The 15,454-nt window shown below is 64.0% G+C and carries 15 protein-coding genes; 11 read left to right on the plus strand and 4 right to left on the minus strand.

Annotated elements, in window-relative coordinates:
* Positions 1-10 precede the first annotated feature (10 nt).
* The 7 genes from VOI21_RS07665 to lexA all read left to right on the plus strand — a co-directional run bounded on the left by VOI21_RS07665 (position 11) and on the right by lexA (position 5,583).
* Positions 11-592, plus strand: coding sequence for an aminodeoxychorismate/anthranilate synthase component II (locus VOI21_RS07665; RefSeq protein ID WP_323769200.1), 582 nt, complete (start codon positions 11-13; stop codon positions 590-592).
* The gene (trpD, locus tag VOI21_RS07670) at positions 589-1,608 is read left to right on the plus strand and encodes an anthranilate phosphoribosyltransferase (protein WP_323769201.1); all 1,020 of its coding nucleotides are present in this window, start codon (positions 589-591) and stop codon (positions 1,606-1,608) included. Before VOI21_RS07665 ends, trpD begins: the two co-directional genes overlap by 4 nt.
* Complete coding sequence (locus VOI21_RS07675; protein ID WP_323769202.1) at positions 1,605-2,279, plus strand: uracil-DNA glycosylase; 675 nt, start codon at positions 1,605-1,607, stop codon at positions 2,277-2,279. Before trpD ends, VOI21_RS07675 begins: the two co-directional genes overlap by 4 nt.
* The gene (gene trpC / locus VOI21_RS07680; RefSeq protein WP_323769203.1) at positions 2,276-3,079 is read left to right on the plus strand and encodes an indole-3-glycerol phosphate synthase TrpC; all 804 of its coding nucleotides are present in this window, start codon (positions 2,276-2,278) and stop codon (positions 3,077-3,079) included. Before VOI21_RS07675 ends, trpC begins: the two co-directional genes overlap by 4 nt.
* Positions 3,076-3,552, plus strand: a complete 477-nt coding sequence (moaC, locus tag VOI21_RS07685) for a cyclic pyranopterin monophosphate synthase MoaC (RefSeq protein ID WP_323769204.1) — start codon at positions 3,076-3,078, stop codon at positions 3,550-3,552. The genes trpC and moaC overlap by 4 nt, the downstream gene beginning before the upstream one ends.
* The gene (glp, locus tag VOI21_RS07690; protein WP_323769205.1) at positions 3,549-4,715 is read left to right on the plus strand and encodes a gephyrin-like molybdotransferase Glp; all 1,167 of its coding nucleotides are present in this window, start codon (positions 3,549-3,551) and stop codon (positions 4,713-4,715) included. Before moaC ends, glp begins: the two co-directional genes overlap by 4 nt.
* 172 nt (positions 4,716-4,887) lie before the next feature.
* Positions 4,888-5,583, plus strand: coding sequence for a transcriptional repressor LexA (gene lexA / locus VOI21_RS07695; protein WP_323769206.1), 696 nt, complete (start codon positions 4,888-4,890; stop codon positions 5,581-5,583).
* On the opposite strand, the gene VOI21_RS07700 is transcribed toward lexA, so the two are convergent.
* On the minus strand, positions 5,577-7,646 hold the full coding sequence (locus tag VOI21_RS07700; RefSeq protein ID WP_323769207.1) for a ComEC/Rec2 family competence protein: 2,070 nt from the start codon (positions 7,644-7,646) through the stop codon (positions 5,577-5,579). The two genes, lexA and VOI21_RS07700, sit on opposite strands and share 7 nt — an antisense overlap.
* A gap of 76 nt (positions 7,647-7,722) precedes the next feature.
* Here VOI21_RS07700 and gltX point away from each other — a divergent pair, with 76 nt between their 5' ends.
* The 3 genes from gltX (at position 7,723) to VOI21_RS07715 (ending at position 12,944) form a co-directional block, all read left to right on the plus strand.
* Positions 7,723-9,138 (plus strand): glutamate--tRNA ligase, encoded by a 1,416-nt coding sequence (gene gltX / locus VOI21_RS07705; protein ID WP_323769208.1) that lies wholly within the window; start codon positions 7,723-7,725, stop codon positions 9,136-9,138.
* Positions 9,139-9,218: 80 nt separating this feature from the next.
* Positions 9,219-10,514: a citrate synthase gene (gene gltA, locus VOI21_RS07710; RefSeq protein ID WP_323769209.1), complete on the plus strand. Its 1,296-nt coding sequence runs from the start codon at positions 9,219-9,221 to the stop codon at positions 10,512-10,514.
* 312 nt (positions 10,515-10,826) lie between these two features.
* Positions 10,827-12,944, plus strand: a complete 2,118-nt coding sequence (locus VOI21_RS07715) for a hypothetical protein (protein ID WP_323769210.1) — start codon at positions 10,827-10,829, stop codon at positions 12,942-12,944.
* A 71-nt stretch (positions 12,945-13,015) separates the two neighbouring features.
* On the opposite strand, the gene VOI21_RS07720 is transcribed toward VOI21_RS07715, so the two are convergent.
* Both VOI21_RS07720 and VOI21_RS07725 read right to left on the minus strand, forming a co-directional pair.
* The gene (locus VOI21_RS07720) at positions 13,016-13,792 is read right to left on the minus strand and encodes an enoyl-CoA hydratase-related protein (protein ID WP_323769211.1); all 777 of its coding nucleotides are present in this window, start codon (positions 13,790-13,792) and stop codon (positions 13,016-13,018) included.
* A 70-nt stretch (positions 13,793-13,862) separates the two neighbouring features.
* Positions 13,863-14,366 (minus strand): DUF2087 domain-containing protein, encoded by a 504-nt coding sequence (locus tag VOI21_RS07725; RefSeq protein ID WP_323769212.1) that lies wholly within the window; start codon positions 14,364-14,366, stop codon positions 13,863-13,865.
* Positions 14,367-14,591: 225 nt separating this feature from the next.
* Here VOI21_RS07725 and VOI21_RS07730 point away from each other — a divergent pair, with 225 nt between their 5' ends.
* Positions 14,592-14,969, plus strand: a complete 378-nt coding sequence (locus VOI21_RS07730; RefSeq protein ID WP_323769213.1) for a VOC family protein — start codon at positions 14,592-14,594, stop codon at positions 14,967-14,969.
* Between the two features lie 11 nt (positions 14,970-14,980).
* Here VOI21_RS07730 and VOI21_RS07735 read toward each other — a convergent pair whose 3' ends face one another.
* The gene (locus tag VOI21_RS07735) at positions 14,981-15,445 is read right to left on the minus strand and encodes a cytochrome c-type biogenesis protein (protein ID WP_323769274.1); all 465 of its coding nucleotides are present in this window, start codon (positions 15,443-15,445) and stop codon (positions 14,981-14,983) included.
* Between the last annotated feature and the right edge of the window lie 9 nt (positions 15,446-15,454).

The raw sequence follows: 15,454 nt of genomic DNA on the forward strand, positions 1-15,454 counted from the left end.
AGGCCCGGCCATGCTGCTCCTGATCGATAACTACGACAGTTTCACCTATAATCTCGTCCATTACCTGGGCGAACAGGGGGCTGACGTGCAGGTTTGGCGCAACGACGCGTTGAACGTGCAAGAGGCGATGGCGCTGAACCCGGCGGGCATTGTGTTGTCTCCCGGCCCCGGCACCCCGGACCAATCGGGCATTTGCCTTGCGCTGACCGAAGCCGCCGCAGAGACGCGCACGCCGCTGCTGGGCGTCTGCCTTGGCCATCAGACCATCGGTCAGGCCTTTGGCGGCACCGTTGTGCGGCACGATGAGATCGTACACGGAAAGATGGGCCTGATGCATCACCACGGGACAAGCGTGTTCAAGGGACTGCCCTCACCCATCAAGGCGACCCGGTATCATAGCCTCGTGGTGCGACGGTCGGACCTGCCCGAGACACTGAAAGTCACGGCAGAGCTGGAGGATGGCACCATCATGGGCCTCATGCACCGTGAGTTGCCGATCCACGGCGTGCAGTTCCACCCGGAATCCATCGCCTCGGAACATGGGCATGCCATGTTGCAGAATTTCCTAGACGTATTGAAGGTGCCGGTATGAGCGACGATCTCCGCCCCCTTATCGGCACCAGCGCCGACCGCCCCCTGACCCGCGCCGAGGCAGAACGCGCCTTTGGCATCCTGTTCGCAGGTCAGGCCACGCCGGCCCAGATCGGCGGGTTACTGATGGCCCTGCGCACGCGGGGCGAAACGGTGGACGAATACGCCGCCGCCGCCGCCGTCATGCGCGCGAAATGCAACAAGGTCGCCGCCCCTGCGGGGGCGATGGACATCGTCGGCACCGGCGGTGACGGCAAGGGCACGCTGAACATCTCGACTGCCACGGCCTTTGTGGTGGCGGGCGCGGGTGTGACCGTGGCCAAGCACGGCAACCGCAACCTGTCGTCAAAATCCGGCGCGGCTGATGCGCTGGGACAGATGGGGATTGAGGTCATGCTGTCTGCCGACAAGGTGGAAAAGGCGCTGGCCGAGGTCGGCATCTGTTTCATGATGGCCCCCATGCACCACCCGGCGATGGCCCATGTCGGCCCGGTCCGGGCCGAACTGGGCACGCGCACGATCTTTAACATCCTTGGCCCATTGACCAACCCGGCGGGCGTCAAACGCCAGCTGACTGGCGCCTTTACCCGCGATCTGATCCGCCCAATGTCCGAAACGTTGGGCCAGTTGGGGTCCGAACGGGCTTGGCTGGTGCATGGCTCGGACGGCACCGATGAGCTGACCATCACCGGCGTCAGCTGGATCGCCGCGCTGGAAGAGGATGGCAGCATCCATGAGGCGGAACTGCATCCCGAAGACGCGGGGCTGCCGGTGCATCCGTTTGACGACATCGTCGGCGGCACGCCAGAGGAAAACGGCAAGGCCATGCGCGCCCTGCTGGACGGCGCGCAGTCGGCCTATCGCGATGCGGTTCTGCTGAACTCTGCCGCCGCGCTGGTGATCGCGGGCAAGGCCACGGACCTGCGCGACGGGGTCGAACGGGCGCGGCAGAGCATCGACAGCGGCGCGGCGCTGGCCAAGGTGCAGGCGCTGGCCAAGGCGACACAGGCGGCGTGAGTTTCACGCCCCCGACCCCGCCCAAAAGTTGGCAGCATCTGCCGTTCTTCGTGCAGGACCTGCCCCGTATCGCGGCGCATCTTGCCCAAAGCGACGCGCAGGTGCTGCCACCTGCCCCGCAGGTGTTTGCCGCGCTGGACGCCTGCGCACCGCAGGATACCCACGTTGTGATCCTTGGGCAGGACCCGTACCCAACGCCCGGCCACGCCCACGGGCTTGCCTTTTCGGTAGAACCGGAGGTGCGCCCCCTCCCGCGCTCGCTAACCAACATCTTCAAGGAGATGCAGGAGGATCTGGGGGCCAAACCGCCCAACGGCGACCTGCGCTTTTGGGCCAAACAGGGCGTGCTGCTGCTGAACACCGCGCTGACGGTTGAGGCGGGCAAGGCCGGTGCCCACGCCAAACTCGGCTGGTCCAACCTGACTGAGCAGGTGCTTGCCGCGCTGTCGGACCAACCCCGTGCCTTTCTGCTTTGGGGCAACCACGCGCAGGGCTTTGCCAAACACATATCCGGCGCTAACCACCTGATCCTGACCAGCGCACACCCCTCGCCCCTCTCGGCGCGGCGGGGCTTTTTCGGCTCGCGGCCCTTTTCGCGCATCAACGACTGGCTTAAAGACAACGGCGAGACGCCGATCAACTGGACGACGCCGGAAAGACCTGCCCCATGACCACGACCATCCTCGACAAGATCAAGGCCTACAAGCTGGACGAAGTGGCCGCCGACAAGGCCGCCAAACCGCTGTCCGAGGTAGAGGCCGACGCCCGCAACGCGCCCCCTGTGCGCCGCTTTGCCGGGGCGTTGATGGAGGCGTCAGAGACCGGATATGGTCTGATCGCCGAGATCAAGAAGGCCTCTCCGTCCAAGGGATTAATCCGTGCCGATTTCGATCCCGCGACACTCGCCCGCGCCTATGAGGCCGGAGGTGCCACCTGCCTGTCGGTGCTGACCGACACGCCCAGCTTTCAGGGCGCGAAACCCTTTCTGACGGCGGCGCGCGCGGCCTGCGCCCTGCCCGCCCTGCGCAAGGATTTCATGTACGACACCTATCAGGTGGCCGAGGCACGCGCGCTAGGGGCGGACTGTATCCTGATCATCATGGCATCGGTTTCAGACGCGCAGGCGGCGGAACTTGAGGATTGCGCACAGGGCTGGGACATGGACGTGCTGATAGAGGTGCATGACGGCCCGGAACTCGACCGTGCGCTGGCGCTGAAAAGCCCGCTGATCGGCGTGAACAACCGCAACCTCAAGACCTTTGAGACGACGCTGGACACGACACGGGACCTGTCGAAACGCGTCCCCGACGACCGTTTCCTGATCTCCGAATCCGGGCTGACCGGCCCCGCCGATCTGGCCGACATGGCGGCCCACGGGGCGCGTGCCTTTCTGATTGGCGAAAGCCTGATGCGACAGGACAACGTGACCGAGGCGACCCGCACCCTGCTGGCCAACCCGGTGCTGGCATGAGCGGGCTGACCCATTTCGACGCGCAGGGCAATGCGCATATGGTCGACGTCTCCGACAAGCCAGTGACCGACCGCATCGCCACCGCCGAGGGCCATGTGAAAATGGCGCCCGAGACCTTTGCCCTGATCACCGAAGGCCGTGCCAAGAAGGGTGACGTGATCGGCGTGGCGCGCCTTGCCGGGATCATGGGGGCGAAGAAAACGCCCGAACTGATCCCGCTGTGCCACCCGCTGCCCATCACCAAGGTCACCGTCGACCTTGTACCTGACTCTGACCTGCCCGGCCTGCGCATCGTGGCCACGGTCAAGACCTCCGGCCAAACCGGGGTCGAGATGGAGGCACTGACTGCCGTCTCAACCGCCGCGCTGACCGTCTATGACATGGTCAAGGCCGTGGATAAGGCGATGGAGATCGGCGGCATCCGCGTTTTGCTGAAAGACGGCGGCAAATCCGGGCGCTTTGAGGCGTCATGATCACCGTCACCCAAGCCCTCGACCACCTCTTTGCCTTGGCCGCTCCGCTGCCAGTGGAAACCGTCCCCCTGACAAAGGCGGCAGGCCGGGTCCTTGCGCGCCCGGTCACCGCACGGCGGGACCAGCCGCCTTTTTCCGCGTCGGCGATGGACGGCTATGCCGTCCCCGAGGCGGCAGCGGGGCAAAGCTTTACCGTCATCGGAGAGAGTGCGGCTGGCCAACGCTTTGACGCTCCCGTCGGGCCGGGACAGGCGGTGCGCATTTTCACTGGCGCGCCGGTGCCCGAGGGTGCCAACCGCATCGTCATTCAAGAGGACGTCACCCGCGATGGTGACCGGATCACCCTGCACGACGACCTTGACGAAAACCCCTACATCCGCCCCGCAGGCACCGATTTTCGCGTTGGCCAGACGGTGAACGCGCCCAAACGCCTGACCGCACAAGACGTGGCGCTGCTGGCGGCGATGAACATTGCCGAAGTGCCTGTCACCCGCAGGCCACGCGTGGCGCTGATTTCCACCGGCAATGAACTGGTCATGCCGGGCGACACCCCCGGCCCCGACCAGATCATCGCGTCGAACACCTTTGGCCTGCACGCACTGCTGCGCGCGCTGGGGGCCGAAGCGCGCATATTGCCCATCGCGCGCGACACCTCTGCTTCGCTCATCCATGGATTTTCTCTGGTCGAAGACGCCGACCTCGTGATCACCATTGGCGGGGCTTCCGTGGGCGACCACGACCTTGTGGCGCAAGTGGCCGAAGACCTGGGCATGGACCGCGCTTTTCACACCGTCGCCATGCGCCCCGGCAAGCCGCTGATGTCCGGTCGCCTGAACGACGCGATGATGATCGGCCTGCCCGGAAATCCTGTGTCCGCAATGGTCTGCGGGCATGTCTTTGTGGCCCCGGTGATCCGCGCCATGCTGGGTCTGGGCGCGGCCCCTGCCCCGCGCCTCACGGCGCGGCTTGCCGCACCGCTGACGGCAAACGGTCCGCGTGAGCATTACATGCGCGCAGAACTGTCAGAGGATGGCATCACCGCACTCGCGCGTCAGGACTCCAGCCTGCTCAGCGTGCTGGGCCGCGCAAATGCGCTGCTGGTGCGCCCGGTCGGTGATGCCGCGCGCGCAGTCGGAGAGACCGTCGCCTATCTGCCATTGTAAAAACTGCGGGTGCCCTGCCCGTAGGTTTTTCCCAAACCAGAGAGCTGTGCGCGCGGGAGCCTTAGGGCGTCCTGACGCCAACCCGCAACAAATTCCAGGCACAATCGACAGGATTATTGACACAAAACAGGAACACCCGTAGAACAAAAGTTAACAAACACGGGGTTGCGCGATGCTGACAAAAAAACAACTCGACCTTCTGGAGTTCATCAACAAACGGATGACCCGTGATGGCGTCCCGCCCAGTTTCGATGAAATGAAAGACGCGCTTGATCTGCGGTCGAAGTCGGGCATTCACCGGCTGATCACCGCGCTGGAAGAACGTGGCTTCATACGCCGTTTGGCCCACCGGGCACGCGCCATCGAAATCGTGAAACTGCCCGAAAGCCTGGGTGGCCATCCGGTCGGGTTTACCCCCACTGTGATCGACGGGGACCGCGCCGATACCCGTCCTTCCGGCGCGTTCAATCTGGGGGCCGCGAACCTCACGGAACTGCCGCTGGTGGGCAGCATCGCCGCCGGTCGCCCGATCGAAGCGATCAACGATCCCGCTCCGGGGGTGTCGGTTCCCGGGCAGATGTTGCGCGGACAGGGCCGGCACTACGCGCTTGAGGTCAAGGGCGACTCGATGATCGATGCGGGCATCAACGATGGTGACGTGGTGGTGATCCGCGAATCCCCTGATGCGTCGGACGGCGATATCGTCGTCGCCCAGATCGAGGGCTATGAGGCCACGCTGAAACGGTTCCGCCGCAAGGGCGACATGATCATCCTTGAGGCGGCAAACCCCGCCTATGAGCCCCGCGTCCTGCCAGAGGGCTCTGTCACCGTGCAGGGGCGTCTTGTCGGGTTGATCCGCACCTACTGATCACGCCACGCCAGCCGAAAAATCTCTGGCACGCCGCCGTGCCAGAGCCTTGTGCCCGACAGGTCGCGGTTTGTGACGATGCGCGGTGTGCCGTCGTCCAACCACACCGCCACAGAGCCGCTTTCCCGCAGGCGCGCCGGGTCAAAGACCTCACACCCGCCGGGCAGATCGATATCGACACTGGAGACGACGATTTGATCGCGTTGACAGGACTCGACGCGGGCGGCGGCGCGTTTGCCCTGAAGGTGCAGGATGTGCAGCCCCTCCAGATCCGCCCGCGCCGTGCGATCCGTGACAGGGTCCGGCCAGAGGGCCGCCGCCTGCGGCTGGTTGTATCCCTGTCCGTCATTCTCCAGCCAGACCTCGGCCACGAAACCCGATCCGCGATCCCGTGACAGCGCCCGCCCCGTCGGTGTCATCAGCCCGACCAGCGTGCCACTGTCGGCGATCAGCACCGGGGGCCGCTCTGTCCCCGCCCAGAGCACCACGGCCAGCGCCAGCGGCGCAAGCCCCGCCAGCCGCCCCCGCCCGCGCCAAAGGCACAGGAACAGCCCGCCCGCCACGATCAGCGGCAGCACAACCGGCGCGGGGGCCACGATATGCCCCACCGCCCCGTCCCAGCCCGCGACGGTATGCGCCACACCCAAAATCCAGCCCAGCCCCAGCGCCATCACCTCTAGCGCGATCCAGTCCAGACCAAAGGGCATCAGCAAGGCTGCCAGCACCGCCAGTGGCACCACCCAGATGCCCATGACCGGCACGGCGACAAGGTTGGCCAGCAGGCCGTATTGGGCGATCTGGTTGAAATGCGCCATGCCCACGGGCGCAGTCGCCGCGCCCGCCACCGCCGAGGACACGACAACTGACAGCACCGGCGCAATCCAGCGCGGCAGGTCATGGTCGCGCTGCCAGATGCTCAACCGCTCAAACACCGCCACCAGCGCCGTGGTGGCCGCAAAGGACATCTGGAAACCGGGGCCAAGCAGCGCCTCGGGCCGCATCACCAGCACCACCAGCGCCGCAATCGCGACGCTGCGCAGGCTCAGCGCGCGGCGGTCCAGCATCATCGCGCAGAGCGCGGCGGCCACCATCATGAAGGCCCGTTCCGTCGCCACGTTACCACCCGACAAGGCGAGGTAGCCCGCCGCCGCCAGCAGCGCGCCGCCCGCTGCCAGCTTCTTGACCGGCCAGTGGTGGCGGACGTGCGGGTGCAGCAGCAATGCCAGCCGCAAGGCCGCAAAGACAAACCCCGCCAGCAGCCCCATATGCAGCCCCGAGATCGCCAGCAAATGCGCAAGGTTGCTGTCGCGCAGCGCCTGTAACGTGTCCTGCCCCATGCCAGAGCGGTCCCCGGTCATGATGGCGGCGGCAAAGGCACCGCGCTCTCCGGGCAGTGCAGCCTGCACCCGTGCCGACAGCCACAGCCGCAACCGCGCCACACGCAGCCCCTCACTCGCCGGTTCCAGCAACAGCACCGGGGTGCGCGTATAGCCCACCGCCCCCAGCCGCAGAAACCAGGCGTGGCGGCGAAAGTCAAAACCGCCGGGTTCCACCGCGCCGCCGGGCGACGACAGATGCCCGGTCAGGATCACCACTTGCCCGGGTTTCGGATCAAGATAGCCTTGGGTGCCATGCAAGGAGACGCGTACGCGGTTTGGCACGTCGTCCGGGTCCATCCGCTCCAGCACCACGCGGTCCAGCGTCAGCCGCAGCGCGTCCGAGGCAGAGCGGTCAATCTGGATCACCCGCCCCTCAATGGCCCCGTAATAGCGGAAATCCAGCACCGGGCCGGACACCTGATGCGCCCGCGCGCCCGCCAGCGCAAAACCCAACGACGCCAGCGCCAATGCCGCCAACAGCGGGCCCCATATGGGTCCGGCACGGTGTTGCAACACGGCCAGCAGGCCAAACGACCCGCACAGCCACAGCAAAGGCACCGGCGGTTCAATCCGCAGGGCAAAAAAGATCCCGATGCCGGTCGCAAGGCAGACCGGCGCCCATGGAAACAGGTGGCCGCGCTGTCCCAGAAGGACCGATGACAGCCAAGAGAGGGGTTGACCCATGCTTGCCCCCCGATGGGTGGCTCGTTAAGGAACGCCCTAACTTACCCTCCCCGCCGTTAGGAAAAGGTTAACCACGATGTCCGACGCTCAGGTCGTCACCCGTTTCGCTCCCTCACCCACTGGTTTCCTGCACATCGGCGGGGCGCGCACCGCGCTGTTCAACTGGCTGTATGCCCGAGGACGCGGCGGAAAGTTCCTGCTGCGGATCGAGGACACCGACCGCGCGCGGTCCACCCCCGAGGCGACAGAGGCGATCCTGCGCGGCCTGGACTGGCTGGGCCTTGACCATGACGGCGAGGTGATCAGCCAGTTCGCCCGCGCCGACCGTCACGCCGAGGTCGCGCACGCGTTGCTCGCCAAGGGCGCGGCCTACAAGTGTTTCTCGACCCAGGAAGAAATCGAAACCTTCCGTGAGGCCGCCCGCGCCGAGGGGCGCTCTACCCTGTTCGTCAGCCCGTGGCGCGATGCAGACGCCACCACGCACCCGGACGCGCCATATGTGGTGCGCCTGAAGACCCCGACAGAGGGTCAGACGGTCATCGAGGATGAGGTGCAAGGCACCGTGACCATCCGCAACGACCAATTGGATGATATGGTGCTGCTGCGGTCGGACGGCACGCCGGTCTATATGCTGGCGGTGGTGGTTGATGACTTTGACATGGGCGTGACCCATGTGATCCGGGGCGACGACCACCTCAACAATGCCGCGCGGCAGATGGGCATTTACGCTGCGATGGGTTGGCCTCTGCCGGTCTACGCGCATATCCCGCTGATCCACGGACCCGACGGCAAAAAGCTGTCCAAGCGCCACGGGGCGCTGGGGGCCGACGAGTATCAAAAGATGGGCTACCCCGCCGCAGGCATGCGCAACTACCTTGCGCGGCTGGGCTGGAGCCACGGCGATGACGAATTCTTTACCGATGCGCAGGCAAAAGACTGGTTCGACTTGGGTGGAATCGGCAAGTCTCCTGCGCGTTTCGACTTGAAGAAACTGGAAAATCTCTGCGGTCAGCACATCGCTGTCGCGGACGATGCTGCACTGCTGCATGAAATCGAGGCTTACCTAGAGGCAACTGGTGCGATTAAACTGCCTGAGGAAAAACGCGATGGTCTGGGACGTGCGATGTATTGCCTCAAGGAGCGGGCCAAAACCTTCCCGGAACTTATTGAAAAGGCTCAGTTTGTCCTGACCGACACGCCAATCGTTCCGGATGAGAAGGCGGCGAAAAACCTCGACGCGGTATCCCGTGGTATACTGGCTGCGTTGACGCCGCAGTTGCAAGATGCTAGCTGGACCAAAGAGGAATTGGAGACGGTACTCAACCGTTTCGCCGAAGACCAGGGAACCAAGTTCGGCAAGCTTGCCGGCCCGCTTCGGGCCGCGCTTGCAGGGCGCGCGGTGACCCCGTCGGTCTTTGACATGATGCTCGTTCTGGGTCGCGACGAAAGCCTCGCGCGCTTGGCCCGGGCTGCGGCCGAAAAAGAGGGCTGAGGCCCCGGGAACGGCCATGTGACTTCAACCGGCAGGGCCGCAAACCGGCCCCGCCTCACGATATCAGAGGGATGACAAGCATGGCTGAGACCAACAAGACCGCGACGCTGACGATCGACGGGAACAGCTTTGAGCTGCCTATTCACGCGCCCACCGCCGGTCCGGACGTGATCGACATTCGCAAGCTGTACGGACAGGCGGGCGTCTTCACCTACGACCCCGGCTTTACCTCGACCGCGTCCTGCGACTCGACCATCACCTTTATCGACGGCGACAAGGGTGAGCTGCTGCACCGCGGTTATCCGATCGACCAACTGGCCGAGAAATCGCATTACCTCGAAGTCTGCTTTTTGCTGCTCTACGGTTATCTGCCGAAGGCGGGTGAGCTGGAAGAGTTCGAGAACACGATCACCCGTCACACGATGATCCACGAGCAGATGTACAACTTCTTCCGTGGGTTCCGCCGCGACGCGCATCCGATGGCCGTCATGGTCGGCGTGGTTGGCGCAATGGCCGCCTTCTACCACGACAGCACTGACATTGCCGACCCGCGCCAGCGCGAGATCGCCAGCCACCGCCTGATCGCCAAGATGCCGACCATCGCGGCGATGGCCTACAAATACTCGATCGGTCAGCCCTTCGTGTATCCGCGCAACGATCTGGATTACGCGGCCAACTTCCTGCACATGTGTTTCTCTGTCCCGGCCGAGGAATATGTCGTCGACCCGATCCTTGCCCGCGCGATGGACCGTATCTTTACCCTGCACGCGGACCACGAACAGAACGCATCGACCTCGACCGTGCGTCTGGCCTCGTCCTCGGGCGCGAACCCCTTTGCCTGCATCGCCGCTGGTGTTGCCTGCCTCTGGGGTCCTGCACATGGTGGCGCCAACCAAGCCTGCCTTGAGATGCTCAAGGAAATCGGCTCGCCGGAAAACATCCCGGAATACATCGCCCGCGCCAAGGACAAGAACGATCCGTTCCGCCTGATGGGCTTTGGCCACCGCGTCTACAAGAACTTCGACCCGCGCGCCAAGGTTATGAAGCAGTCTGCCGATGAGGTGCTGGATCTGCTGGGTGTTGAGAATAACCCGGTACTCGCCACCGCGAAGGAACTGGAAAAACAGGCGCTGGCCGATCCCTACTTCGCCGAGAAAAAGCTGTTCCCGAACGTCGATTTCTATTCCGGCATCATCCTTGAGGCGATGGGTTTCCCGACCTCCATGTTCACGCCGATCTTTGCGCTGTCGCGCACCGTCGGCTGGGTCAGCCAGTGGAAAGAGATGCTGAACGATCCGCAAAACAAGATCGGTCGCCCGCGCCAGTTGTACCTCGGCGAGACAGAGCGCGACTACGTGGATATCGAGAACCGCTGACCGCGGTTTACCGCTTTATCTCCTTGAAAGGCCCGGCCCCGCGCCGGGCCTTTTTGCGTTCGGGGAAATGGCACGCGGAATGGGACTCGATTCGCCGGGACCAAAATTGCCCCCTCGGTACGATCCACGCTACGCGGACGAAACTTCTGAGAACCGACGAGTGTTTCGCAATCGAAGACACCCGCCAGTGAATTAGGGCCGAATTGCGGCGGAAACGCGTTGTTTCCGCTAAAAAGCGCCGAATTCGGGCCGAACTTTGGCAAGAAGGCGCGGAAATTGCCTTTTCCGCGCCTTTTTTTTCGGAGTCTCCAGATGTCCACGTCGCCCAATACCGAGATCCTGCTTGGCTGTGACCCACAAGTTCGCGTCGTCATTATCGAAGATGAGGGCAACCTCGTGGTGCAGGTCTTTGCAGAGGACCCGGCGAATACCGATATCGACGCGCTGTTCTTCAATCTCAGCAACGACTCGGTGGCCGGTGAATTGACCATTTGGCCCGGCTATGACGAGAGCATCGGATCAAACGGCGAGAACGTCACTGGCTACGACGTGTCCATCGGCACGTTGAGCGCGCTCAGCACCGGCGCGCAGATTCAGGAAGGTTATGATGTCCGGCTGGAATTCGGCCAGATCCCATATACGGCGGGTGGCGATGTCGACTCGGCGCAATTGACCTTTTACGTCGATGGTGGCGACTACCAGTTGACCGCCGATGACATCGACCTGACCAACATGACCGCCGTCATCAACTCCGAAGGCGGCGGCGGCATCGCCCTGACAGGCGGGTTGAACGTGACCGCCAGTCAGACCGAGGTTGTGGCCCTCAGCGAAAGCTTTGACGGTGGTTTCGGCGACGGTGTTGCCGGCAGCGACAACTGGTACGTCAACAGCACCGGCCACGCCATGACCGACGGCAACAATGACGGCGCGCTGACCTTTGACACCGTTGCAACCGATGGGCCAGTCAGCATTTCGCTGGATGCGCGCGGGGTGAACATCGACCGCTTTGAGAACGGTGGATACTATGGCGACAGCCTGACCTTGCAGGTGCAGATCGACGGCGGCGACTGGGTGACGCTGGATACCTTTGAGGTCAACGATAGCGGCACGGCGCTGGTGGGCGACACCACCGGCCAGCAGATCGGCGACAGCTTTGGCACCCTCACCTATTCCGGCGGACTTCTGGACACGGCGACGCAGGATGTCCAGTTCCGCATCGTCTCTGACATCAGTGCTGACGATGAAAAGGTCAGCTTTGACAATGTCGAGATCACCGTGACCGAAAGCGACGCCCCCGTCGAGGTCATCCAAACAGAGACCGTCGCCCTGACCGAGGGTTTCGACCACGGCTTTGGCGACGGGGTCGAGTCCAGCGGCCGCTGGTATGTCAACTACCACGATCAGGCCACGACCAACGGCTACCACGACGGCGCGCTGACCTTTGACACGGTGGAAACCGAAGGCCCCGTAGGCATCACGCTGGACGCGCGCGGGATCAACATCGACCGCTTTGAGAACAGCGGCTATTCCGCCGACAGCCTGACCCTGCAAGTGCAGATCGACGGCGGCGACTGGGTGACGCTGGATACCTTTGCAGTCAACGATCAGGGCACAGCGCTTGTCGGCGACACCACCGGGCAGACCATCGGCAGTGGCTGGGGCGACCTCAGCTACTCGGGCGGGGTGCTGGACACCGCCTCCGAGGACGTGCAGTTCCGCATCGTGTCCGACATCAGCGCCTGTGACGAGATCATTAAGATCGACAACGTCGAAATCACGGTGACCGAAACCGTTGTCGCCGATCACTCCGATGAGGCCTGCGAAGATTTCGAGGCGGCAGAGGCCGGGGACACCGCCGCGCTGCAATTCGACGGCTTTAGCGTCACCGCACAGCGCGAGGGCGACGATCCTGACAGCGGCAATGACGCCATGATCTTTGACACCGCCAATCCCACCGGCGGCGACTGGGACCTGCATTTTGCCGATCAGGGCAACGCCATCATCATTTCCGAGGACGGCGACGCGGGCGACCCCGATGACAACGCACAGGGCGGCACGATCATGTTCGAATTCGACGAAGTGTCGGACGTGACCAGCCTCACGTTGCTCGACGTCGAAGAAGAAGGCGGCGCGATCGACCTCTATGACACGGATGGTGAGTTGATCAATTCCATTGCCATTCCGGCGGGGGGAAACAACTCTGCGCAGGACATCGCGATCAACACATCGGGGGTGGCGACAATGACCGTCACACTGGCCGGGTCCGGTGCGGTTGACGACCTGTGCTACAGCGTTCCCGGCGAGGATCCCGACGATTGCGGCCAGTATGACGTCACCTATGACGACTGGATGGTCGCCGATCCGCTGCCCGAAGACCCCTTGGTCGAGGACGTCCAGCCGGACGATGCGGCGGACGTCATGATCATCTGATCCCGGCACCAAAGGAAAAGGCCTGGCATCGCGCCGGGCCTGTTTCACGTCACAGGGTCAGTCAACGCCGCTCAGCGCCCTTCGTAGACGGCGGGGCGCTTTTCCATGAAGGCGACGACGCCCTCTTTGAAATCGCGGGTCTTGCCGCATTCGCCCTGTAGTTTCGACTCCACACCCAGTTGCGATTCCAGATCGTTGTCATAGCTCGCCCGCAGCGCCTGTTTCACGCGCAGGTAGGCAGCGGTCGGCCCCTTGGCCAAATGCGCCGCGCGCCCCGCCACATGGGCGGCAAAGCCCTCATCCGGCACCGCCTCCCAGATCATGCCCCAGTCGTCCGCCTGCCGCGCGGTGATCTTTTCGGCAAACAGCGAGGCGCCCATGGCTTTGGCCAGCCCCATCTGGCGCGGCAGCAGCCACGTGCCGCCCGCATCCGGGATCAACCCGATCCGGGTAAAGGCCTGTAGGAAAAACGCCGATTCTGTCGCGATCACCACATCCGCCGACAGCGCAAGGTTCGCCCCTGCCCCGGCAGCTGCTCCGTTCACCGCGCTGATCGTCGGCACCGGGCAGTCATAGATCGCCTTGAGCATCGGCACGTATTCGTCACGCAGCGTCCGTTCCAGATCAAGGTTGGCGGCATTGGCCCGGTCGCCCAGATCCTGACCCGAGCAGAACGATTTGCCCGACCCGGTGAGCACCACCACGCGCGCCTCACGCCCGCCGCGCGCCACCGCATCGGTGATCTCGGCCCGCATCTGGGTGTTGAGCGCGTTCATCACGTCGGGCCGGTTCAGCGTCACGGTGGCGACGTCCTCGGCCACCCCGTAGGTGATCATGTCGTATTGCATCGGCGAACTCCCTTTTCCTTGCCGCGCATGAAACATCGCTCCCCCCGGAAAGGCAAAGCCAAACGCCGCGTCACGGGCGCCGCACCCGAGAGATCAGCGCACGCGCCTCCGGCGTCGGCTTGCGCTCGACCCGCGCATAGGCGCTGCCGTCCTTTTCGCGCCGCAGCAATCCGTGCTCGATCATCGCCCGCCGGATCTGCGCCGCGTCCCGAAAGGTACAGAGCCCGTCAATCACGCCGCTGACCTGCCGTTCGGTCCAGATCGTATCGGGCGGCAGTTGCGCCCAGATCACCCAGAGGCACAGGCCCTGCACGCTGGTCTTCGCTGGCCAATCGGTGAAACGCGATTTTTCGTCGAAAAATCGTCCCGCCCGAGCGACGGCCCTGTCGTCTACAGGCTCTGCCGGGGTCTCAGACAATCGCGCGCGCAGGTGTTGGTAGTTTCGAAAACCCGCCGCGCGGGCGATCAGCCCCAGCATCTCCAGATGTGAAGGCGGGTTTTCCAGCCCGGAACGAAGGGTTTTGGCGAAACCGGACAGGTCCGGAATGGTCAGGGATATGGGATCTCGTGACATGGGTTTGCTCCGTCACCGATACCGCGTCCCCGGATCGGGGATTGGAGGGTCGCCCTTGTCCATGGGCATCGCGAAAGCAATCCATGGGAACCGTCGAATAAGCAGATTTAGCAAAAGGCGACGCCTGGGTGAACTGCAGACCCTTGGACGCGTCTTAGCAGAGGACGCCCCGTCGGTCCATTGCAAGCGTTGACCACATGCCCTGCCCTCTGCAATGCTTTTGGAATGACCTACAAACCCGACGGCTACACCGATCTGTCCCCCTACCTGATCCTGTCCGATCCAGAAGCGACCTTGCGATTCTGTGAGGCGGTCTTTGGCGCCAACCGTCTGCGTGTCATCCACGACGGGGACCGCATCATGCACGCGGAATGCCGCATCGGCGATACCGTTCTGATGATGGGCGGGGCCGAGGGCGGATCGGATGCGATGATCCATCTCTACCTGCCCGATCCCGACGCCGCCCTTGCGCGCGCGTTGGCGCAGGGCGCGACAGAGATTCAGCCAATGTTGGAAAAAGGCGATGGCGACCGGCGCGGCGGCTTTCGCTCACCCTGCGGGACGCAATGGTTTGTGGCGAAGCAGATGGGTGCGCCCGCCTGAGACCGCCGGGCCTAGTCTTTCAGCAACTCGTCCAGACGCTTTTGCTCATCCGCGCTCAGGCCCGCCTCTCCGCCAGCAGGCACCTGCCCCCGGCGGCGAACGTAGACAATACCCAGCCCCAGCGCGATCACGAACAGCCCCGGACCCGTGGCCCAGAGCAGCCAGTTCCATCCACCGGTCGTGGGCTTTAGCAGGACAAACTCGCCGTAGCGATTGACGATAAAGGCCACCACCTCTGCGTCCGTGTCCCCGGCCAGCAGACGCTCTCGCACCAGCAGCCGCAGGTCTTTTGCCAATGAGGCGTTGCTCTCGTCGATGCTCTCGTTCTGGCAGACCAGACAGCGCAGCCCCGCCGAGATGTCGCGCGCCCGCGCCTCCAGCGCCGGATCGTCCAGCACTTCGTCGGGCTGCACGGCCATCGCCACGGTCGAAACCAAGGCAAGGGCACACCCAAGGATGTAGGGCCGCAACCGCATTGCAAACCG

This window comes from Antarctobacter sp. (genome assembly GCF_034670325.1).
Classification (GTDB): Bacteria; Pseudomonadota; Alphaproteobacteria; order Rhodobacterales; family Rhodobacteraceae; genus Antarctobacter.